Origin of the sequence: Cytobacillus oceanisediminis (assembly GCF_007830235.1) — a bacterium.
Taxonomy (GTDB): Bacteria; Bacillota; Bacilli; order Bacillales; family Cytobacillaceae; genus Cytobacillus; species Cytobacillus oceanisediminis.
Window position 1 is genome coordinate 46,860 of the sequence record NZ_VLKI01000007.1, and the last position, 21,285, is coordinate 68,144.

Annotated in this window: 20 protein-coding genes; 19 read left to right on the plus strand and 1 reads right to left on the minus strand. The window is 42.3% G+C overall.

The window, feature by feature from the left end; translation table 11 throughout:
• Positions 1-27: 27 nt before the first annotated feature.
• From IQ19_RS13300 to ltaS, 19 genes are all read left to right on the plus strand, one after another.
• The gene (locus IQ19_RS13300; RefSeq protein WP_144542885.1) at positions 28-897 is read left to right on the plus strand and encodes an MBL fold metallo-hydrolase; all 870 of its coding nucleotides are present in this window, start codon (positions 28-30) and stop codon (positions 895-897) included.
• Between the two features lie 2 nt (positions 898-899).
• The gene (locus IQ19_RS13305; protein WP_144542886.1) at positions 900-1,961 is read left to right on the plus strand and encodes a M42 family metallopeptidase; all 1,062 of its coding nucleotides are present in this window, start codon (positions 900-902) and stop codon (positions 1,959-1,961) included.
• Positions 1,962-1,976: 15 nt separating this feature from the next.
• Positions 1,977-2,759, plus strand: a complete 783-nt coding sequence (locus IQ19_RS13310) for a hydroxypyruvate isomerase family protein (protein WP_144542887.1) — start codon at positions 1,977-1,979, stop codon at positions 2,757-2,759.
• 1 nt (position 2,760) lies between these two features.
• Positions 2,761-3,654, plus strand: a complete 894-nt coding sequence (locus IQ19_RS13315) for an NAD(P)-dependent oxidoreductase (RefSeq protein ID WP_242020994.1) — start codon at positions 2,761-2,763, stop codon at positions 3,652-3,654.
• Between the two features lie 327 nt (positions 3,655-3,981).
• Positions 3,982-4,656: a lysozyme family protein gene (locus tag IQ19_RS13320; RefSeq protein ID WP_144542889.1), complete on the plus strand. Its 675-nt coding sequence runs from the start codon at positions 3,982-3,984 to the stop codon at positions 4,654-4,656.
• A 380-nt stretch (positions 4,657-5,036) separates the two neighbouring features.
• On the plus strand, positions 5,037-6,461 hold the full coding sequence (locus IQ19_RS13325; RefSeq protein ID WP_144542890.1) for a DUF7125 family protein: 1,425 nt from the start codon (positions 5,037-5,039) through the stop codon (positions 6,459-6,461).
• Between the two features lie 13 nt (positions 6,462-6,474).
• Positions 6,475-6,732 (plus strand): hypothetical protein, encoded by a 258-nt coding sequence (locus IQ19_RS13330; RefSeq protein WP_144542891.1) that lies wholly within the window; start codon positions 6,475-6,477, stop codon positions 6,730-6,732.
• Positions 6,729-8,852: a LuxR family transcriptional regulator gene (locus IQ19_RS28515; RefSeq protein WP_242020995.1), complete on the plus strand. Its 2,124-nt coding sequence runs from the start codon at positions 6,729-6,731 to the stop codon at positions 8,850-8,852. Before IQ19_RS13330 ends, IQ19_RS28515 begins: the two co-directional genes overlap by 4 nt.
• A gap of 183 nt (positions 8,853-9,035) precedes the next feature.
• Positions 9,036-9,404 (plus strand): DUF192 domain-containing protein, encoded by a 369-nt coding sequence (locus IQ19_RS13340; RefSeq protein ID WP_144542892.1) that lies wholly within the window; start codon positions 9,036-9,038, stop codon positions 9,402-9,404.
• 36 nt (positions 9,405-9,440) lie between these two features.
• The gene (locus tag IQ19_RS13345; protein WP_144542893.1) at positions 9,441-9,611 is read left to right on the plus strand and encodes a Flp family type IVb pilin; all 171 of its coding nucleotides are present in this window, start codon (positions 9,441-9,443) and stop codon (positions 9,609-9,611) included.
• 286 nt (positions 9,612-9,897) lie between these two features.
• Positions 9,898-10,404 carry an A24 family peptidase gene (locus IQ19_RS13355; protein WP_144542895.1) on the plus strand — a complete coding sequence of 169 codons (507 nt, stop codon included), beginning with the start codon at positions 9,898-9,900 and terminating at the stop codon, positions 10,402-10,404.
• A complete protein-coding gene (locus IQ19_RS13360) occupies positions 10,398-10,772 on the plus strand; it encodes a TadE/TadG family type IV pilus assembly protein (RefSeq protein ID WP_144542896.1) in 375 nt (124 codons plus the stop codon). Before IQ19_RS13355 ends, IQ19_RS13360 begins: the two co-directional genes overlap by 7 nt.
• Before the next feature lie 2 nt (positions 10,773-10,774).
• Complete coding sequence (locus IQ19_RS13365; RefSeq protein WP_144542897.1) at positions 10,775-11,689, plus strand: pilus assembly protein TadG-related protein; 915 nt, start codon at positions 10,775-10,777, stop codon at positions 11,687-11,689.
• A 12-nt stretch (positions 11,690-11,701) separates the two neighbouring features.
• Complete coding sequence (gene cpaB / locus IQ19_RS13370; RefSeq protein WP_144542898.1) at positions 11,702-12,643, plus strand: Flp pilus assembly protein CpaB; 942 nt, start codon at positions 11,702-11,704, stop codon at positions 12,641-12,643.
• A 19-nt stretch (positions 12,644-12,662) separates the two neighbouring features.
• Positions 12,663-13,535 (plus strand): CpaE/TadZ family protein, encoded by an 873-nt coding sequence (locus IQ19_RS13375; RefSeq protein ID WP_206752426.1) that lies wholly within the window; start codon positions 12,663-12,665, stop codon positions 13,533-13,535.
• Positions 13,477-14,919, plus strand: a complete 1,443-nt coding sequence (locus IQ19_RS13380) for a TadA family conjugal transfer-associated ATPase (RefSeq protein ID WP_144542900.1) — start codon at positions 13,477-13,479, stop codon at positions 14,917-14,919. The genes IQ19_RS13375 and IQ19_RS13380 overlap by 59 nt, the downstream gene beginning before the upstream one ends.
• 86 nt (positions 14,920-15,005) lie before the next feature.
• Complete coding sequence (locus IQ19_RS13385) at positions 15,006-15,854, plus strand: type II secretion system F family protein (RefSeq protein WP_242020996.1); 849 nt, start codon at positions 15,006-15,008, stop codon at positions 15,852-15,854.
• 90 nt (positions 15,855-15,944) lie between these two features.
• Positions 15,945-16,778, plus strand: coding sequence for a type II secretion system F family protein (locus tag IQ19_RS13390; protein WP_242020997.1), 834 nt, complete (start codon positions 15,945-15,947; stop codon positions 16,776-16,778).
• 867 nt (positions 16,779-17,645) lie between these two features.
• Positions 17,646-19,646: a lipoteichoic acid synthase gene (ltaS, locus tag IQ19_RS13395; protein WP_144542902.1), complete on the plus strand. Its 2,001-nt coding sequence runs from the start codon at positions 17,646-17,648 to the stop codon at positions 19,644-19,646.
• Between the two features lie 66 nt (positions 19,647-19,712).
• Here ltaS and IQ19_RS13400 read toward each other — a convergent pair whose 3' ends face one another.
• Positions 19,713-21,224 carry a NarK family nitrate/nitrite MFS transporter gene (locus IQ19_RS13400; RefSeq protein WP_144542903.1) on the minus strand — a complete coding sequence of 504 codons (1,512 nt, stop codon included), beginning with the start codon at positions 21,222-21,224 and terminating at the stop codon, positions 19,713-19,715.
• Positions 21,225-21,285: the final 61 nt, after the last annotated feature.

Here is a 21,285-nt window from a genome sequence, read left to right on the forward strand (position 1 = left end):
AAGAAAGCAACCTTAGGGGGAGATCTTTTGCAAACACTAAAAAAAATCACCGATAGATTTTGGTACCAGACCCCTGTTTCAGAGACGGACAGGCCCATTTTAGGCGCGGTAATTGGTGACAAGATGACGCTGATGATTGATGCAGGCAATTCCGAGGCACATGCAAGTTATTTTTTAAGTGAGCTAGAGAAGCATCATATACCGGCACCAAGTATGGCGGTGCTGACACACTGGCATTGGGACCATATTTTCGGATTGCCGGCACTCGATATGCTTTCAATCGCATCAAGCCTTACTAAAACAGAAATGGAGAGGCTAAAGCCATTTCAATGGACAGATGAAGCATTGGATGAACGAGTAAGATCAGGAGTCGAGATTGAATTTTGCGCAAGCGCGATCAAAAAAGAGTTTGGCAGTGACCGGGATATTAAGATTAAGCTGCCTGACATTACTTTCGAGAAAAGGCTAGAAATCGACCTTGGGGGTGTTACTTGCCAATTGCAGCATGTTGGAGGGGACCATTCTGCCGATTCTGTAGTGGTATATATTAAGGAAGAAAAAATTTTATTTTTGGGAGATGCCATTTATGCGAATCTTTATTCAAGTAAATGGAATTTCACTTCAGGACGAATGCTCAAGTTATTGGACTCTATCGAAAAGTTCGATGCTGATACTTATATTCTTTCCCACTGGAAAGCACTCTCAAGAGCTGAATATATGCAAGAAGCAGAATTGCTTAGAAAGGCTGCTCAACTAACCATGCAACTGAATGGGGAAAAGGCAGAAATAAAGAAAGCTTATAGAGCTTATAAAAACCGCGAACTGAATGAAAATGAACTTGAGGTTATTGAGTATTTTGTAAATGGCTACGACCTTGAACAGAAAAAGGAGCTTTAAAAATGATTGAATTATTAAAAACACTGACAAATCTATCGGAGCCATGCGGGTATGAGCACGCTGTTTCTTATTATATAAAAGAGTATCTGGAAGATAAAACGGACTCTGTCATGATCGATCCAATCGGCAATGTAATTGCACGCAAGAAAGGCAGCAAGCCGGGACCTGCTATCTTATTAACTGCCCATATGGATGAAATCGGCTTTATGATAAAAAAGATTGAGTCAAACGGCTTGCTCCGTTTTGAAAAATTAGGTGGAAACGATGACCGCATCCTTCTTGCCCAGCCTGTAAAAGTAATGGGAACTGAAGGTGAGGTGCACGGGGTTATCGGCACAATGTCTGCTCATTATGTAAAATTTGATGATCCCAATAAAGTGAGAAAGCATTCGCAAATGTATATTGATATTGGCGCTTCATCAAAAGAGGAAGCGGAAGAAATGGGGATTGAAGTCGGAACACCCGTAACCTGGGGTACGGAATTCCTGGTATTTGGCCCTGAAGGAAGCAGGAAAATTCGTTCGAAGGCGCTGGATGATCGGGCAGGATGCGCCGTTTTAATACAAGCTCTCGATGAATTAAAAGATTCCACTTTTGCTGGCGAATTGATATTACTGTTCGCTGTTCAGGAGGAAGTCGGGTTAAGAGGAGCCAAAACAGCTGCAGAACATATACAGGCTGATGCAGCCATTGCCATTGATACGACTGCAGTCAGTGATACACCGGAAGAAACAATGGATGGAAGCCTCGGGCTGAGCCGGGGAGCGGGCATAAAGGTGATGGATTTCAGTTTGATTGTTCATAAAACAATGAAAGACATGCTTGTTAAGATAGCAAAGGAAAATTCCATTCCGTTTCAGCTTGAAGTGTTCCCTGGAATCGGCACAGACGGGGGTGCGGTCGCTTATGCAAACAAAGGCATTCCGACGGGCGTTCTCTCCATTCCATCCCGGTATGCTCATTCGCCTGTTGAAGTAATTGATTACACTGATCTTGAAGCAACTAAGGATTTGGTTAAAGCTTTTATCTTAAATCTCGAGGAAGATCAGAAGTTTCCTTTTTAATAACTGGAGGTTGTAATGAATAAATTTGCTGTTAATCTTTCAACCATTTTTACAGAAGTGCCTTTTTTGGAGCGTTTTAAAAAAACGGTCGAATCTGGCTTTTCAAAAGTAGAGTGCCAGTTTCCGTATGCTTTTTCAAAAGAAGAAGTCAAAAAGGAGCTTGAAAGGAATCAGCTATCAATGGTTTTGATCAATTTGCCGCCTGGCGATTGGGAAAAAGGAGACAGGGGAATTGCGGCAATACCAAACCGGACGGCAGAGTTCAAAAAGTCGGTGGATGAAGCCATTCGCTATGCTCAAACGCTGGATGCTGACAAGGTCCACTGTATGGCTGGAATCGTTGCAGAAAGTGATCTGGAAAAAGCAAGGCAGGTCTTTATGGATAATCTTTTATATGCTGGAACAGAGATGGCGAAGTATGGCATTACTTTGCTTATTGAACCGATCAATCCTTATGATATGCCAGGATACTTCTTAAATAACATCGATCAAGCCGTGGAAATCATTGATGTCATTGGCTTGCCTAATGTAAAGCTGCAATTTGATTTTTATCATATTGAGAGAATTCATGGGAATCCTCTGAAAATCTATCAACAATATAAGGATCTCGTGGGCCATGTGCAGATTGCCGATCATCCAGGGAGGAATGAGCCTGGAACTGGCGGAATGAATTATAAGGATATCTTCGAGTATCTGAATGAATCTTATAAAGGCGAAATTGGCCTTGAATATAATCCTCAGGGCCGAAGCGAAGAGAGCTTTAAGTGGATCAAATCAGCAGAAAAAGGAGGAGCCTAGCATGAAAATTGGCTTTATCGGTACCGGGGTAATGGGTTCGCGGATGGCAAAGCGTCTCCTGGATCGTGAATTTCAAGTATACATTTACAATCGGACAGTTGAAAAAGCGAAACCCCTTTTGGAGCAGGGAGCCTTATATGCTGAATCCATCAGTTCCCTTGCCAGCCGATGTGATGTCATTTGTACATGCTTATCGATGCCTGAAGATGTCAATGAGGTATACACAGGCCCGGACGGCATTATCGAGAATGCCCGGCCTGGAACGGTCTGCATTGATTTGACATCCGTAGGGGCTGATACGAGTAAAACCATTTTCGGGCAGGCAAACGCGAAAGGAATCAGCTATCTCGACTCTCCTGTAAGCGGAGGGCCGGAAGGAGCGGAAAACGGCACTTTAACCATCATGGTTGGCGGTGAGAAGGATGCTTTTGAAAAAGCAAAACCGATCCTGGAGGTGCTTGGTGAAACGATAGAATATCTCGGCCAGCCAGGTTCAGGCAGCATTGCCAAGCTGATTAACCAGTATCTTGTTGCTGTCCATTCACTCGCAGCATCAGAGGCAATGGTTGCCGGGGCTGCATATGGTTTGGATTCCGAACAGCTGTTTAACATTTTAAAAGTAAGCTATGGAGACAGCCGAATCCTGCGGAGGCATATGGAACAGTACGTATTTGACCGAAATTTCGAGCCTGGCGGAGCAGTGAAATACGTCCATAAAGATGTCCGTCTGGCCAACCAGCTTCTGCATGAAGCAGGGCTAGAACGATACACAGGGCAGTTGGCTGAACAAGCTTTTAAAAAGGCAGCAGAAAAAGGGCTGGATGACCTGGATATGTCTGCAGTCATTCAGCCGCTGGAGGAGCAAGCCAGGGTTGTTGTTAAAAGGAATAAATAGGTAGGGCTTATTCATTATAATTCATTAAAACATTAACGGAGGCGCAGAGTCTCCGTTTTTATTATTCCAACCTTTGTATTAGTAGAATGTTGGTATGAAGCGAAGTGACCGATATAATTCAAATCTGACCGTTAAATCGGAAAAATGACCGATATATCAAGAATCTGACCGATAAACATAAAAAACTGACCGATAAATCTTTATCAGTAAAAAAATAGCCCTTTGAAATCTAGTGAAGTATATAAAAATAATCACCATTTTGCTGTAATCCTATTAAATTAGTATAATAGAAACATCTGAAATAATAGAAAAACTGGGAGAGCAGCGATGAAGCGCAAAAAGAGTAAAAAACGGGTAAAAAGAAGTTCAAATATTGCTTTATTGTTATTTTTTATTATTTTTTCCTTTGTATTGATCGATCAATTTTTACAAATGAAGGTAGAGGAAAAAGCAATTTCTTTCCTTCCTAATCCTGTAGCTGAAGATGTACAAAAATATACACCTATCCTTCAAAGGGAATTGGAAGAGGTAAATCTCGAAGAATATACCTTCGTTTTGGCGGCCATTATGCAGCAGGAAAGCAAAGGGAAGGGCGGAGACCCGATGCAGGCCTCTGAATCTGCGGGCTTGCCTCCTAACTCCATCAAGGATCCGGAACAGAGCATCAAACAGGGAGTAAAACATTTCAAGAGAGCTTTAAATTACGGAAACAAGAAAAATGTAGATTTTCCAACCGTAATCCAGGCTTATAATATGGGAATTGGGTATATTGACTTTGTAGCCAGTCAAGGCGGGAAGCATAGTGAAGAGATAGCCAAAGAGTTCTCACTTGCGCAGGCAGAAAAGAACCCTCAAGTTTATAACTGCGGCGGTGATAAAAATAACTTCCGCTACCCATATTGTTATGGGGACTTCACCTACACTACGAAAGTTACGAAAAATATAGAAAGTTTAACGGCAAGCAATTCCGGGAAAATTCCACAGGATCTTTTGGATATTTAGCAAGCTGCCCCCTTCCTATTTTGGATGGGGGCAGCTTGCTTTTTCTTCATTAATAAAAAATCACATGTTTTAGTTAGTTAAATTCCCTTTTTAGTAATTGTTTAAAGATGTTTCCTACTATATTCCCAATTACTCAGAAATATTTCACAAAACTTTTAGTTTAAAACATAACTGGGTATAGAGGGTATAAATGTTATAGGATGGAAATTTATTTCTCTGGCATGGAAAATACATAGCTGCAATACGGAACATAAGTAATAATCGATTCAGAATGGGAATGGTGGGGGATATTCAGTCCGCAAGGGTTAGATTAAGATAAGATGAACTCTTTCTCATTCCTGATGCGATTTTTCGAACAACAGAGAGAGGGTGTTAATCTTATGAAGGTATCAACGGGAATACGGGGATTGGACAAGGTTTTGGATGGCGGGATACCTCAAGGTTCTGCCATTGTCCTGGAAGGAGCGCCAGGTACAGGGAAAACAACTTTAGGGATGCAGTTTTTGTACAAGGGAATTGTTGATCATAATGAGCCAGGAATCTTTTTTACATTCGAAGAATTTCCGGATCAAATCTATGAAGATATGGAAAGCTACGGCTGGGACTTAAAGGATTTAGAAAGAAAAAATAGGCTAAGGGTTATTGGCATTTCTCCTGATATTTTCCTGGACCAAATGACTTCTAAGGATGGTTTATTTGAGCAGCTGGTCCGGGAGATTGATTGCAGGCGGATTGTGATTGATAGCATTAGCCTATTTGAGTATTTACCAGATAAAACAGGTGAGAATGGAAGAAGTCTTTTATATACGTTACGCAACATTGTGAGAAAGTTTGGGCTTACTTCATTGTTCATCCAAGAGCTTTCCAGCCTTGATAGAAGGAAGATTCCGTTTGAACATTTTATTGCAGATGGTGTGATCCGCTTATCACTGAAAGAGCATATGAATATTTTCCGGAAAAGAACATTGGAAGTAACGAAGATGAGGGGAACGAAAATTAATGAAGGAGAGCATATCTACCAAATAACGGATAAAGGCATTTACCTCCTGCTGGCTTCTCAAATCGTAACGGATAAATATATTAGCGACCAGAATGAAAAAATTAAAACTGGCATTCCAGAGCTGGACAATCTTCTTGGAGGAGGCATGGCCAAAGGGGCGGTATATATGCTGGATACAAACAGCAAGGCAAATTACCGCCATATTGTAGGGGCAATTTATGCAGAACGGGTAAAGGCTGGAAACCGTATCTTAAGCCTTCTGTCGAGCACCCAAACTGTAACTGAGCTGAAAGCCCTTATGGATCTTTATGGCATTGATATCGACCAATTAGCAAGAGAAAAGAGATTATATTTTATTGAGCATTATAACCGGCCGTTTCCTGCGGGCTGGGAGGGCTCAGTCTTCCATGTTCAGGGGATGGAAAATAAGGATTATGACCGTTTTCTGTGGGAGAAGTGCAAAGGCTTGGTGAAAGAATGCAAGGAAAATCATAAAGATTGGTTTGCCTATTATGATTTAAGTACGATATTTAATGAGCGGGGAGCCGAGTATGTCTTAAGGTCATTTGCAAAAGAAACAGCATTCGCAAGGTCTTTTGGAATGACGGTCCTCGTTCTGTGTAATTTTAAAGAAGTCGGTGAACAGGCGGCCTCGTTTTTGGAACGCACATCAAATGGAGTTTTTAAAACCTGGGTGGATGGTTCTTATCAGTACTTGCAGGTAACCAAATCTCCGGATGGTCAAATTTCAAAGCCTTATCTGCTGGAAAGCATCGGTCAAAAGCCATATATCCGATTAGTATAGAGGAGGGAAGAATATGGTGAAAAGAGAGCATTTGTCACTTGAAATGGAATGTTTGACGCTGTTTCAGTCCAACCCTTATTTATTTGAGACCATACAGGGACTGGAGAAAAGGCTGGGGAGAAAAATGTCCGATCTGGAGCCGATCCTGGAGAGTTTAACTGCCCAAGGCATCCTTCAAAGGACTGGAGAAGGAGCCATGGCGTATTTCCGGTATAAGGAACCTGCCGTTATTGCTGAATTTAGTTTTACAAGCGAGCTGGAACCTTTATGATTCAATCATTTGACCTCATTGAAGAATTGCAGGAAATGTATGCGAGCCAATATGGCCTGACGAATTTCATTACGGATGAATCAGGCGATATCATAATGCTGGCAAAGGGCCATAACGCGCTTTTTAATCTGCTGCTCGAACGTGGCGCGGTGAATGAAATCATAGAGACTGTAACAAAGGAATTTGAACTCTCAAAAACTTTCTTTATTGACATTTTGCCGGGTGTTTATGCCTGTATTGCCCCGGTGGAAGGCCACCCCGGATATTTATTATGGAGCGGTGTAAAAATGGAGCCAAGCTCAAGAGATATGATTAAAAATAAAATCGATCACTTGATAGATGATGGGGATATAGATAGCATCTTGTCTCAGACACCACTCTTCACACTGGAAAACAAGAAAGAGTGGCTCCTTTCCGCAAAGAAAGCGGCAAAAATGATATCCCGATTAATAGGTGGCGGAGATTCTCTGTTTTCAGAACACTTGAAGGTTCTTCAGGAAGCCGTAAAAACGGAAGAGGGGGATGTTTCCCGTTTTCTTTACAGCTTCCTTGAAAAAAACAGCGGAATTGATTTTCTGGGGATATGTGAACAGAGAAATGATGATCTTTATGAGGTTTCCCATGCAGCAGGGGAAGAAGCTAAACGAATACAGGGAGCCAGCTTTTCGCCTGGGGAAAGCTTTCTCGGAAGGGTGCTCCTGACCGGAGAGCAGGCATTTTGGGAAGAGATCGAAAAAGATCCGAAGTATACTTTTTTTCAGCATTATCACTTTTATCCAAAGTCATTATTCTGTTTTCCTATTCAGCTTAGGGATGGAAACCTTTCTCTCTTTTTTGGCGGAAGCAGAACAAGTGAAGTAATTACGGATACGGTAAAGGATTTAGATAGGAATATGGCAATGCTGTTGGAAGTGGTTCTTTCGGCTGAGTCACTGAGAAAAGAAAACAGCGGCCATCTCAGCAGGCAATCTGCACTGGCGGATATCAGCATGATGCTGGTCTCTGCACCTGATTTAAAAAAGATATCCTATATTCTTGTAGATATATCCATGAGTTTAGTCAAAGGTCCGTTTTCTGCCGTGATGTTGAAAGATTCCCAAAAGCAAAAAATGATGCTGGTTTCCAGAGGGGATATCAAGGGAGAGAAAGGCAGCTACCTTAAAAGAGCTGCAAAGGATTACTTCACTGCAACATCAGATTTACCCCCGGATCGGTTAGTGCCAAGTATGAAGAAGCTGGAAGGATCCTCTGCCATTATCGAATGCCCGCTCTATTTTAGGGGAGAACTTTTAGGGCTAATTTGTACTGGGACAAACAGCCCCGTGGATCAAGAGACAGAAGAGCTGCTGCCATTTCTGCAGACTCTATCCCTGATTGCGGGAGTCACTTTGCAGCTGGCAGGCGAGGGACAGGAAAATATGATGGAAAGGAAGATCGAAGTCCTTCATTCCTCGATCAAAGAGTTTGATGCTGAAGCCTATCGGATTGCAGAGGAATCTGTTAAAATTGCCCGAGAATTCACTGCTGAGCTGGATATATCTAAACCTCTTATTAAAAACATCTTAATAGCCTGCAAGCTTCATTGCTTTTCACATGAATATTTGGCTGAAATGTTTCCGGAGGCTGAATTTCCTAAGATCGTGAAGGATGGAACTAGGGTCCTTGCTGAAGATGCCGCGTTTAAAAACGAAGAACAAGGCATTGGCAGTCAGATATTTGCCCTTGCTGTTTCCTATGCCAAGAACGAAGGAGATATGGAAGCGGTTATAGCCCGTCCTTACATGAAAAGGATCCGCCAGGAATTTTTATCGCACCTGGAAGACAGCAAGGTAGTGGAGCAGGAGCTACCCCTGGAACCTGAAAGCAGCCATACTATGGAAAGCAAATCTGTAGAGAGCACCATTAAAAACCACAAGAATCTGTCCTCCAGAGAAAAAGAAGTTCTGGACCTGGTCATCCAGGGACTAAATAATAAGGAAATCGCACGGGAACTCTTCATTAGTGAACACACTGTTAAAAATCATCTCACCAAAATCTTTCAAAAGCTTGATGTACCAGACCGCACCCAGGCGATTTCAAAAGTCTATCAATTAACCTATAATGGTTCAGCCAATCCGTAGCCTCCTGATTAAGGAGGTTTTTTTAATTCCTATAGATATAGGAATACTGGAAAGAGTGTTAGGGCTGATATAGGAAACCATTCTTATAAAAACCGCTTTTGATAAAGGGAAAGGCGGGGGATATTTTATTTTCATAAATCCCTGCATAATAAGCATTGTAAGTGATCAACACAAAGGCAGGAGGTGCTGAAAACGAATCTGCTGAACCTTGATACGAAGCAAGTGATCGCGGAGGATGTCAAACCGGCTAATACCTTTTGGAAAAGATTTAAAGGCCTGATGCTGACAAAAAGCATGCCTGAGAACCTGGCCCTTCATCTTTCGCCATGTCCGAGCATTCATACCTTTCTAATGAGATATAACATTGATGTTTTATATCTGAATGATCGGAATGAAATCGTCGGACTGGAGGAAAGCCTTGCGCCTGGCAAAACAGGCAAAAGATTTCCGGAAGCTGTATCGGTCATCGAGCTGCCTGCCGGAAAAATAAAACAAACCTCAACCGCGGCTGGACAAGCTGTAGCCTTTGTGGAGAAAAACGAACAATCTTAATAAAATCATATTTTTATATAAAAGGAGAGAGTTTACATGTTAAACAGAATTAAAGGATTATTTATCGAAGAAGAAGGACAAGGGATGACTGAGTATGGCATGATTCTTGGGCTAGTGGCTGTAGGTGTAATAGTAGCGTTAGTAGCTTTAAAAGGTAAAATCGTCGATCTATTTAATGGAATTAGTTTCAAAGAGCCAACACTTTAAAAGAAAAGAGAAAGTGGGTGTCCCAAAAGTATTGCTTTTGGACACCCTCTTTTGGTAAGGCAATAGCTCTTTAAAATTTGGCCTGTTGATTTCCGCTCCAGGGACTCGCTTTCCGCGGGCGGTCCGGGAGCCTCCTCGGTGCATTCGCACCTGCGGGGTCTCCCGCTGACTCGCTTCTCCCGCAGGAGTCTCGCCCCTTCCGCTCCAATCAACAGGGTGCAAAAACCTTTTGGGACACCCTCTTTAAAAGAATTACTCAAAAACCCAATGAAAGGATGGCATCCAAATGAATCTTTTTCTAGTAATTATCCTATTGATATGTGTCATTACCGATGTAAAGAGCAGAAAAATCTACAACAAAGTAATCTATCCAGCCCTTTTGGCAGGATTCGTCTATCATCTGGCCAGCGGCGGCTGGGATGCCTTATTCCATTCTTTCATTGGCTTTTTGATCGGGCTTGGACTCCTTCTAATTCCTTACTTGATGGGAGGCATGGGGGCAGGGGACGTTAAGCTTCTTGCTTTAATTGGCGCCTTAAAGGGCGGAGCATTTGTTTTCCAGTCATTCTTATATATAGCCGTGATCGGAGGAATCATCGCACTGGGGATTGTTCTGTTCCGAAGCGGCGTGCTGAAGTCAATGATTTACTTTTTTTATAGTCTCCTAAAAGGTGTACGGAATACGGCAATCATTTCAAGGGGGTCCTTAACAGCCACATATCCTTATGGAGTGGCAATTGCAGCAGGCACTGCCCTTTCGCTGCTGTTCGAAAGGATGCCTGGCCTATGGTAAGAAAGGAAGATGGCCAGTCATTGGTAGAGTTTGCGCTCATTCTGCCCTTGTTTCTTCTATTATTAATAGGTGTGATTGATTTTGGGAGAATCCTCTATACCCAGATGCAGCTTGAGCTTGTCTCGCAGGAGTCAGTAAGGCTTGGTGGCCTTGGAAAAACGGATGACGAAATTCGGGCATATGCCAAAAATCAGTTTACACAAGGTGATTCTTCCCGGCTTACAATAGATATTTCTCCTGCCGGAACGAGAAAACCGGGAACCTATGTAACCGTTGCTATTTCATATCCGGAAACTCTTTTGGAAGGATTGGGAAGCATGGCTGTCCCGTACACCATTAAAACCAGTTCGACGATACGGGTGGAATGATCATGATTATAAAAAAAATTTCCAAAAAAGAGGAAGGCAGCATAATCGTTCTATTTGCCGTCGGCTTAGCAGCTTTGATTGCGATGACTGGCCTTGTTATAGATGGAGGACATTTATACATGCAAAAAAGCCGTCTCCAAAAGACGGCCAACGCTGCTGCCTTATCGGGAGCACAGGAAATACCGAATAGCGAATCAGCTGTCAATGAGGTCGTTAGCTATATTCTAGCCTCGCATGGGGAAGAAGGCAGCCTGCAGCAGTCCAGCATTGAAAATAACAGCAAGCTGTATGTAGCGCTTGAAAAAAGTGTCCCCCTTTTCTTTGCCACGCTGTTCGGGGTGGATAGCCTGCCTGTGAAGGCAGATGCAAAGGCAGCTTTAGCTCCAATGGGTGCGGCAAAGGGGGCTGTTCCATTAGGAATTGATGAATCGGTTGCTCTTCAATATGGCCAGGCATATCAGCTTAAGGTAGATTCAGGGGATTCGGCATCTGGTAATTTTGGGGTTCTTGCTCTGCAGGGACCAGGTGCTAAGCTATATGGTGAAAGCCTGACATACGGATTTGACCAGCCTCTAAAAGTCGGGGATATCATCCCGACACAGACAGGGAATATTGCCGGCGAAACACGCTCAGCTATCAATTACAGGATTGACTCTTGCCCCTATCCTTCGGGTGAATATCAGAACAGGGACTGCCCCAGGGTGATGCTGGTTATCGTGTATAAGCCTTATGAAAAAACAACGACTCAGTTCAAAAGCATTAAAATAACAGGATTTGCTTATTTTTATGTCACGGACCGCATGGGAAGCAGCGATGATTCTATTAAAGGCATTTTTATAAAACGAACAGGTGCCGGAACCGCTGAAACAGCAATGCCTCTTGATCGGGGAGCTTATGCGGTAAGGCTAACAGAGTAGGTGGACAGGCAGATGAAAACGAAAAAATTATTGTTTTTGGCGATAGTTTCAGGCCTTATGACGACCCTCCTTTTCTATTTATTTATAAATAGGGAAAGTACAGTAACCGTCGATAAGGCTGTTCCTATGGCTGAAGTTGTGACAGCCAGCCTGGATATCGGCAAGAACGAGAAAATTACGGAAGAAAACCTTTCAATGGCTGAATTCCCGGAGAACCAAATCCATCCTGAGGCTGTCCGGGATCCGCAATCGATTATAGGCAAGTATGCTTCGGCAGATATAAAGCAAGGGGAAATCCTAATGCTTCACAGGATTTATGAAGCAAAGGAAGAGGAAAACGTCATTTCAAGAAAAATAAGTGAAGGTTTTCGGGCAGTATCCATCAGTACAGACTTTGTCAAATCTGTCTCCAATCAAATTGAACCGGATGATTTTGTGGATGTGGTCCTAAGCGAAGAAACTCCTTCTGGCGAATCCGGTATAAAAACGGAACTGATACTGGAAAAGGTTCGTGTGCTATCTGTAGGAAAAAGGCTTACAGAAAAGCAAAATAATGAAGCTGATACAGGCAACGAGTCAGAGTATTTGTCTGTAACGCTTGAGCTCAAGCAGGAGGACAGCGTAAAAATCATTAACGCAGGCGAACGGGGAAGTCTGCATTTAGTACTGAACAGCCAGCTCTCATCAAAGGAAGAAGCTGAGACAGGGGAGCAGAGAGAACAGGAAAATCCTGCGCCTGATACCCAATTAGTTACGTTGTCAAAGCGTTCCATTATTCGCAAAGAACCCCGTCTTAATGGATATATCACCTCAATCGTTGACCAGGATACCAAGCTGAGATTCCTTGGAAAAGAAGAGACGGATGAAGAAGGCAGACTATGGCTTTTTATTGAAACTCCTGATAAAAAACAGGGCTGGATCAGTAGCAGAATCGTTAAGCAGGAGGGTGAATAGAGAGAAAGGAGCGGTTAAGTTGGCAGGAACGTTTAAAGATAACTATAAACGCGGGAAAATGATCGTTATTTGTAGTGCATCAGGCGGGACAGGGAGAACAGCTGTAACCGTCAACTTGGCTGCGATGCTTGCAAAAAGAAAGATGAAGGTGGATATACTCGATGCTGATTGGCAGTTTGGCGATATTGCAATGGCCCTTAATCTTGAGCCTGCTGTGACTATCAAAGAGATAGCAGAAAAGCAGGATAGCAAGAATGCCCGGAATTATACCAGTATTCATTCAACAGGGATAGGGGTATTGGCGGCACCGGACCGGCCGGAATATGCAGACATGATTACATCAGATGTCCTAGAAGCAACAGTCAGCGCGCTTCTTTCGGAAGCTCAGGTGCTCCTGGCTGAAACAGAGGGAGGACTAACCGACAGGAACCTTCAGCTAATGGAGATGGCAGACATCATACTCCTGATAACTACTCCAGGTATAGGGTCGCTTAAAAATACAAAGCTGATGATTGAAACTCTGGAGGCACTCGAATTAAAGGATAAGGTAAAGCTGGTAGTCAATCAAAAAGACCGTTCTTATGCTATTAAAGCTAGCATGATTCCAAAGCTTGTGGGAGTGGAGCCATTCTTTTTTTTGCCGTCAGAAAAGACACAGTTAGCAAACTCACTCGATTTAGGGGAGCCAATCGTGCTTAGTCATCCAAAGCTTCGTTTTTCAAAAGGAATCGAAGGGCTGGCTGAACGGCTTTATCCTCAGGAAAAACAGTCCGCAGATTCCGGCTTCCTAAAGCTGTTCCAAAAGAAAATAACCGGTGTAAGGGGAAGAGTAGATGAGCTTATTGGAAAGAATTCAATCGAAGAATCAAAAGGAATTCAAAAAAACCAATGAAAATCCGCTTCATACAGAGCTGAATGCTAATGCGGAAGGTCATGAATCTTCTGCAGATCTGCCGGTGAAGCCGGAGAAAAAGCCTAAAAAGACGACTAACATTGAAAAGAAAAAATCGCCAGCACCTAAAAGTGAATATCAGCAGATGAAGGATCTTGCTTTCAAATACATTTTAAAAGAACGCAAAGAAGAGGATGTAGAAGAAATTGCCGGGGATCTAGACTCGATTATTTCAGAAATTCTCCAGGAAAATGAGGGAATGAAGGCTTCCCTCGATCTTGATAAGCTGAAGGAAGAATTAACGAATGACCTAACAGGGTACGGCCCCATTAACCCATTGCTCCTTGATGAAGATGTCTCCGAGGTTATGGTAAACGGTCCCGATCAGGTATATGCAGAGCGGGGCGGCCGTTTGCAGCTGACAGATATAACCTTCCGTGACAACGATCATATTATGGCCGTATTGGAAAAAATCGTGGCACCCCTGGGACGGAGAATCGATGAGAGCAGTCCGATGGTGGATGCGCGCCTCAAGGATGGTTCAAGGGTAAATGCCATTATTCCGCCGCTCGCCTTAAATGGCCCGACGATTACCATCAGGAAATTTTCCAAGGATCCTTTTACAATTCATGATTTAATCCGCTTTGGAACCGTAACACCCGAAATGGCCGAATTTATAGAAGCTTGTGTAAAAGCAAAGCTGAACATCTTTGTAAGCGGGGGAACCGGATCAGGAAAAACGACAACATTAAATGTATTATCCTCGTTTATATCAAATGATGACCGTATTGTCACAATCGAGGATGCAGCAGAGCTTCAATTGGGGCAGGAGCATGTGGTCACGCTTGAAACTCGTCCTCCCAATATCGAAGGCAATGGTGCGATTACCATCCGGGATCTTGTCAGGAACTCGCTTAGGATGAGGCCTGACCGTATTGTGATTGGTGAGGTGCGAAGCGGGGAAGCCCTGGATATGCTGCAGGCCATGAATACAGGGCATGACGGATCTCTTGCAACCGGACATGCGAATAGCCCGCGCGATATGCTGTCCCGTTTGGAGACGATGGTGCTGATGGCGGGGATGGAGCTGCCAATCAAAGCAATCAGGAGCCAGATTGCAGGGGCACTTGATCTCATCATCCAGCAATCAAGGCTTAAGGACGGCTCACGAAGAATTACGAACATAACGGAAGTACAGGGCTTGGAGGGAGATGTCATTGTGCTTCAGGATATTTTTGTCTTTGAGCAAAATGGAGTTGGAGAAGATGGGAAAATCATAGGCAAGCTGGTTCCTACAGGTGTACGGCCAAAGTTTTATGAGCGGATGGAGCAGGAAGGTATTTTTCTTCCGCCTTCCATTTTTCAGGAAAGGGTGGAGAGATGATGGCAGTGGTTTTGTTTTTGTGTCTTTCTACGACTTTTTTCCTTTTTCTTTGTTTTTTAAGTTCCATTAGATCTTATAAAAAAAATATGGCTGAAAACTCTGAGAGGGAGCCTATAACCATTAAGCGATTGCTGAAAAGAGGAAACATCACATTAAAAGCGCTGCTTCTTAAAAAGAAAAAGAACAGCAGACAGGCAGTCAAACTGGAAGCGCAGCTCAGCCTGGCCGGTGTCCCGATGAAAGCGGAAGAGTTCAAAGTATTTCAATGGTTTTCTGTTATCATCAGCGGAGGAATCCTCTATATTTTAGCCAATGAATTTTTCTTATTGGCCGCAGGCGCAGTAATTGGATTCTTCCTTCCCAGGCTATGGCTTAAGCAAAAGCAAAGAAAGCGCATCAAACAGTTTAACGCCCTCTTGCCGGGAATGCTTAATTCCATCATAGGTTCTCTCAAGGCAGGCTTTAGCTTTCTTCAATCTCTGCAAATGGTGGCAGAGGAATCCGGCTCGCCAATCAAAGAAGAAGTTCAGTATGTGCTTAAATCCCTTCAATATGGAACGTCAATGGAGGATAGTTTAATACAATGGAAAGAACGAATGCCAAGTGAAGATCTAAGCTTGCTGGTGGAAGCCATCTTAATTCAAAGGCAGGTTGGCGGCAATCTTGCCTATCTGCTTGAAAAGATCGTAGACACAAACAGGGAACGAAACAAACTGGAAAACCAGATCAAGACACTAACAGCACAGGGAAGGCTTTCGGGCTTAATTATTAGTTTTCTGCCGATCGGTTTGGGGGCAGTTATTTACGTAATGAATCCTGACTATATAGGCACTCTTTTCAGCCATCCGATTGGACAGGCCATGCTGATTGCAGGTGCAGCCGGCCAGGTTATCGGGTTTCTCTTTATAAGGAAAATTACCACAATTGAGGTGTGAAGAATGCTTATAATGTATATAAGCCTTTTTATCTGTTTGAGCCTATTTTTTTATGCCATCCTGGCGATTCAAACATCGAAGAAGATTCATATGGAGAAACGGATCAAATTCTTCTTTGAAAAAACGGCTCATGTACCTTTGGGAGAGAATGAAGCGGAAATTCAGGAGTCATTTTCAGAACGGGTTTTAATGCCACTATGGAAAAACCTCAAGATAAAATTTCAAAAAAGCCTGGACAAAGAAAAAGCAAACCAGCTTGAGCTTAGTCTGGCCCAGGCGGGATATCCTTTTGGATGGAGTGCGATTGAATTTAAGATTATTCAGACCTTTATTCTAGTGTTTATGCCGATCATAGGATTTGGCTTCACCTATATGCTGAACCTTGAAAATCATCTTAAGCTCCTTTTTTCCATGCTGTCTTTCATTGTGGGATTCATAGGTCCGTCCATGTATCTAAAATCAAAAATGCAAAAAAGAAATAAGGAGGCGTTAAAGGAGCTTCCGGATACACTTGACTTACTGACGATCAGTCTTGAAGCAGGGCTTGGGTTCGATGCCGCCCTGAGCAAGGTTGTTTCCAAGAAAAGTGGCGTCCTATCTGATGAGTTTACTTTCGCACTGGAAGAAATCAGAATTGGCAAAACCAGAAAAGAAGCGCTCGGTGGAATACAGGAACGCCTGCAGATAGATGAATTGAAAAACTTAATCTATAGTATTATACAAGCAGAAAAGCTGGGGATTGGGATGGTTTCAGTTCTTCGGGTGCAGACTGAGGAAATAAGGGGAAAAAGAAAGAACAGGGCAGAGGAAGCCGCCATGAAGGCACCGATTAAAATGCTGTTTCCTCTCGTTCTATTTATCTTCCCGACCTTGTTCATCATCCTATTGGGACCTGCCATTCTGCAGTTTATGGAGTCTTTTTAAATTCAAGAAACAGATAAATCAGCCAGAAGAAATCTAAAAAACGCCTGAATTGGCGTTTTCTCATTATTTAGAGCTTTTTGAAAAGGTGCTTCTGTTTGTATGCATCCATAAAGAGCAATGTATGGCTAGTTAAATCAAAAGTAAAATCCTCATTTACAAAATCTGCTTTAAAATACGCTTTCTCCAGTGCAATTTGAACGGGCTTAAGCTCATATTTATATAACGCTCCATATATCTTAGGTGTTTTACCCCCGTTCGGTAGTTATCTGCCCCGTATTTTTTAACTGAAGAGGTTTAAGAATACGCTCCTGGAGGAATTGTTCATAGGACATGCCTGAGAACTGTACCGTTAAATGATTATTGGAGCCAGGCTCTCCATGTAGTGATGTAAATTCTGTTTTACCGCCATGTTAGGTTCCGCTTCTAGGTATATTTTTTTATTGTCTATCATATAAATTGGCTGTTGTCTGTTTTTTCTCCTTTCTTCAAAAATTATATTTTAATAAGTTTTTACATAAAAAGTGAAACCAAATAGCTTTTTAATCGTCTATATATACATGAGTTTATTTTCTAATAAGTAATTAGAAGTTTCTATTGTTTGATAGCAAGATCAGTTAAACAGCACTGCGGATTCAGAGCCTAAAGTACTGTTCTTATAGGCGGGAATAGCTGTTTTATCCGGACATGCTTGACTTTTTGCGAAAACGGAGTATAGTTATATTCTTGCGCAGCAAATTTATTTAATTTCTCGTTTGTTCATAGTTTATTAATATTTAACAGTTATGATAAATACTAGATTGATTGCCAACTTATGATTTTAAAATTGATCGTGAATTATGTTAGAATAATGTGCTAGAAGGTAGGTGTATGATTTTGAATACTTTACTTCAAAAGAGTCATGGTATTTTTAATAAATATATTGGCTTTTTCTTTTTGGCAGTATTTCTGCTTTGGATGAAAACGTATATAACTCAAATGACACAATTTAATTTAGGTATTGAAAGTACTTTGCAGCAGATCCTCTTATTTATTAATCCGCTTGGGTCTTCACTGCTATTTTTAGGACTTGCATTTTTCTTTAAGGGAAGGAAAAAATACATTGCCTTAATGGCTATTTATTTCCTTTTATCCTTCCTGTTATTTGCGAATGTGGTGTACTACCGTTTCTTTAATGACTTTATAACGTTGCCGACTTTGACTCAGACACAAAACTTTGGCGATGTAAGCAGCAGTATAAGTTCTTTGTTAAAGCCTTATGACATCCTTTTCTTTGTTGATGTTCTTGTTCTTATCGGCTTGCTTGTTTTTAAAGCCGTGAAAGTCGAGAAAAAAGATATGTCCCGCCGCAAAGCAGCTGCTTTAATTTATGTTTCATTAGCTGTTTCCTTTGCAAACCTTGGATTGGCAGAAACGGACCGCCCGGAGCTGTTAACAAGGGGATTTGACCGAAACTATATCGTAAAATATTTAGGGATGTACAATTATACAATTTATGATGCTGTACAAAGTACGAAAGCATCCGCTCAAAGGGTTATGGCGGATAGCAGTGATACAACAGAAGTGATTAACTTTACAAAGTCTAATTATGCAGAACCCAATCCGAAGTATTTCGGCAAAGCAGAGGGCATGAATGTGATTTATCTGCATCTTGAATCCATTCAGACTTTCCTAATGAATTACGAGTTGCATGGAGAAGAAGTAACTCCATTCTTAAATTCATTAACACGAGAAGAAAATACCATGTATTTTGATAATTTCTTCCATCAGACTGCGCAAGGTAAAACAGCAGATGCAGAGTTTATTCTGGAAAATTCCCTATACGGATTGCCGCAGGGTTCAGCTTTTACTACAAAAGGCATGAACACTTATCATGCTGCTCCAGCTATCTTGAAGGATAAAGGCTATACGTCTGCAGTATTCCATGGCAACTCGGGAAGCTTCTGGAATCGTAATGAGATCTATAAATCATTTGGTTATGACAAGTTTTATGATGCCAACTTCTATGATCTTAAGCCTGAAGACATGGCTGACTATGGATTAATGGATAAACCATTCTTTGAACAATCCATGCCATATTTGGAATCACTTCCACAGCCATTTTACTCAAAATTTATTACTGTATCGAATCACTATCCGTTCCATATGGATCAGGAGAAGGCGACGATTGAGCCGCATACAACTGGCGATAAATCGGTGGATAACTACTTCCAGACAGCCCGTTATGCTGACGAAGCACTTAAAGAGTTCTTTGAGCAGCTTAAAGCATCCGGCCTGTACGACAACTCCATTATCGTAATGTACGGTGACCATTATGGCATTTCCAAAAACCATAACAAAGCAATGGAAGAAGTGCTCGGCAAAGAGATTACGCCGTTTGATGGTGCTGGACTTCAGCGTGTTCCATTATTTATTCGTGTACCTGGCATGGAAGGCGGAGTAAACCATGAATTTGGCGGACAGATTGATTTAATGCCAACCCTAATGCACTTGCTGGGTATCGATACTAAAGATTATCTGCAGTTTGGAACAGATTTATTATCAGAACAGCACGATGATCTTGTACCATTCAGAAACGGAGACTTTATGAGCCCGACGATTTCTTCTGTTGACGGCAAGTTCTATGATTCAACAACTGGTGAACTGCTTGAAGAAGAACGTTTTGAAGAGGCGGAAAAGCTTCAGGAAAGTGCGGAACAAAAACTGGCGCTTTCCGATAAAGTAGTAAATGGCGACCTTCTGCGTTTCTACACACCTGAGAATTTTGAACCCGTTGACCGTTCGGAATATGACTATAAACCGGAAGATTCTGAAGGTGCAAATTCTGAAGTGGAAAGTGAAAAAACAGTAGAAGAACCATCTAATGAATAAATAAAGAAGGCTGCCTGGGGAAATCCGGGCAGCCTTTTTGCTGTTTTGGGATTAGGGATGTTGGTCTTATAGTGCCTTGCGTTCCCTTATGCTTTCTTTAACTTGTGGAGCCACGTTAGTTTGACGATCCTGTTCAGATAAATAATATTCCGAGCTGAAGGAGTTTTTTGGTTCTTCCAGCCAGAAAAAGCAAATGGCAAAGCTGATCAGCGCCCCGGCTGCCAGGATAAAAAAGAAAGTCTGTGGTGAAACGAAAGTATACAGGGTTAAATAGATCGTTGCGCCGACATTTCCATAAGCTCCTGCCATTCCGGCTATTTGCCCTGTTATCCGTTTTTTTATCATGGGAATGACGGCGAAGGTTGCCCCTTCAGCTCCTTGTATGAACATGGAAGTCAGGATAGTCATCATAACAGCAGCGAATAATGGCCAATTGGAATCGATAAACCCCATACCCAAGAGGCCGGCCGATATACCAAGCATATAAACGAGCATGACTCTTTTTCTGTTTCCCATCCGATCCGAGAGCATCCCGCCAAGCGGACGGGCAATAAGGTTAATAAAAGCAAAAGAAGCTGCAATCAATCCGGCTGTCGAGGGTGTCAGGGAGAATGTCAGCTGAAAGAACATGGGCAGCATTGATACAATCGCAAGCTCTGCACCGAAGTTCGCAAAGTATGTACTGTTCAACGCAGCCACGTTTTTAAACTTATATTGATCTTCCTTTGGAACTCCCGCTTTTAATATAGGAATATTCACTTCCAATATCTTATAAACCTGTATAATAAAAGCCAGTCCAATCAGGCTCCAGACAATATATAAAGCAGTCTCCGAAATAAAGCCCAGATTTTCAATTCTCCAGGAACTGACGGCTAGAGCACCTCCAAGCGGAATGGACCATACGATTAGCCGAAACATATCTCCCCATGTGCTAACCTCCATTGCCCCTGATCTTTTCGGTTTAACGAGGGCTTTTCCTTCAGGGGTATCCTTAACAGCCCAATAATAGAAAACCCCATAAACAAAACAAATGAGTCCTGTTAAGGCTAAAGCATATCTCCATCCATCATCGCCTCCGAAAAGGTTTAGGCCGATAACCGGCAGGATCATGGCTGCGGCTGCAGATCCGAAGTTCCCCCATCCCCCATAAATTCCTTCTGCAAAGCCGACATCTTTTGGGGGAAACCACTCAGAAACCATTCGGATGCCAATGACAAAGCTTGCACCTATACTGCCGAGGACTAAGCGCGATAACATCAGCTGGAGCCAATTATCTGCAAATGCGAAGATTAATGCCGGAATGGACATGACAATTAAAAGGGAAGAATAAACCAGTCGGGGGCCAAGCCGATCCAGCAGGTTCCCAATTATGATTCTGGCTGGAATCGTTAAGGCAACATTCAAAATACCTAGTGCAGCAATATGTTGTGCAGTAAGCCAATTCATTTCCTCCAGCATGGTGGTAGCTAAAGGAGCCATGTTGTACCACGTGAAAAATGAAATGAAAAACGCGAGCCATGTATAGTGCAATACCTTCATTCGCTCATCTTTAAATTTGAATACATCTGCAACCTTCATAAAAAATCCTCCCTCAATATCTGAATATTTTAACATCATCGCATAATTTAAATTTTTATGT

What these genes read in the sequence shown, in the direction of transcription:
- IQ19_RS13320 (WP_144542889.1), top strand. Translation starts at nt 3,982, where the DNA reads ATGAAGCGCAAAAAGAGTAAAAAACGGGTAAAAAGAAGTTCAAATATT.
- IQ19_RS13390 (WP_242020997.1), top strand. Translation starts at nt 15,945, where the DNA reads ATGGAGAAACGGATCAAATTCTTCTTTGAAAAAACGGCTCATGTACCT.
- IQ19_RS13310 (WP_144542887.1), top strand. Translation starts at nt 1,977, where the DNA reads ATGAATAAATTTGCTGTTAATCTTTCAACCATTTTTACAGAAGTGCCT.
- IQ19_RS13400 (WP_144542903.1), bottom strand. Translation starts at nt 21,224, where the DNA reads ATGAAGGTTGCAGATGTATTCAAATTTAAAGATGAGCGAATGAAGGTA.
- cpaB (WP_144542898.1), top strand. Translation starts at nt 11,702, where the DNA reads ATGAAAACGAAAAAATTATTGTTTTTGGCGATAGTTTCAGGCCTTATG.
- IQ19_RS13380 (WP_144542900.1), top strand. Translation starts at nt 13,477, where the DNA reads ATGAGCTTATTGGAAAGAATTCAATCGAAGAATCAAAAGGAATTCAAA.
- IQ19_RS13355 (WP_144542895.1), top strand. Translation starts at nt 9,898, where the DNA reads ATGAATCTTTTTCTAGTAATTATCCTATTGATATGTGTCATTACCGAT.
- IQ19_RS13360 (WP_144542896.1), top strand. Translation starts at nt 10,398, where the DNA reads ATGGTAAGAAAGGAAGATGGCCAGTCATTGGTAGAGTTTGCGCTCATT.
- IQ19_RS13315 (WP_242020994.1), top strand. Translation starts at nt 2,761, where the DNA reads ATGAAAATTGGCTTTATCGGTACCGGGGTAATGGGTTCGCGGATGGCA.
- IQ19_RS13365 (WP_144542897.1), top strand. Translation starts at nt 10,775, where the DNA reads ATGATTATAAAAAAAATTTCCAAAAAAGAGGAAGGCAGCATAATCGTT.
- ltaS (WP_144542902.1), top strand. Translation starts at nt 17,646, where the DNA reads ATGATTTTGAATACTTTACTTCAAAAGAGTCATGGTATTTTTAATAAA.
- IQ19_RS13305 (WP_144542886.1), top strand. Translation starts at nt 900, where the DNA reads ATGATTGAATTATTAAAAACACTGACAAATCTATCGGAGCCATGCGGG.
- IQ19_RS13385 (WP_242020996.1), top strand. Translation starts at nt 15,006, where the DNA reads ATGGCTGAAAACTCTGAGAGGGAGCCTATAACCATTAAGCGATTGCTG.
- IQ19_RS13330 (WP_144542891.1), top strand. Translation starts at nt 6,475, where the DNA reads ATGGTGAAAAGAGAGCATTTGTCACTTGAAATGGAATGTTTGACGCTG.
- IQ19_RS13345 (WP_144542893.1), top strand. Translation starts at nt 9,441, where the DNA reads ATGTTAAACAGAATTAAAGGATTATTTATCGAAGAAGAAGGACAAGGG.
- IQ19_RS13325 (WP_144542890.1), top strand. Translation starts at nt 5,037, where the DNA reads ATGAAGGTATCAACGGGAATACGGGGATTGGACAAGGTTTTGGATGGC.
- IQ19_RS28515 (WP_242020995.1), top strand. Translation starts at nt 6,729, where the DNA reads ATGATTCAATCATTTGACCTCATTGAAGAATTGCAGGAAATGTATGCG.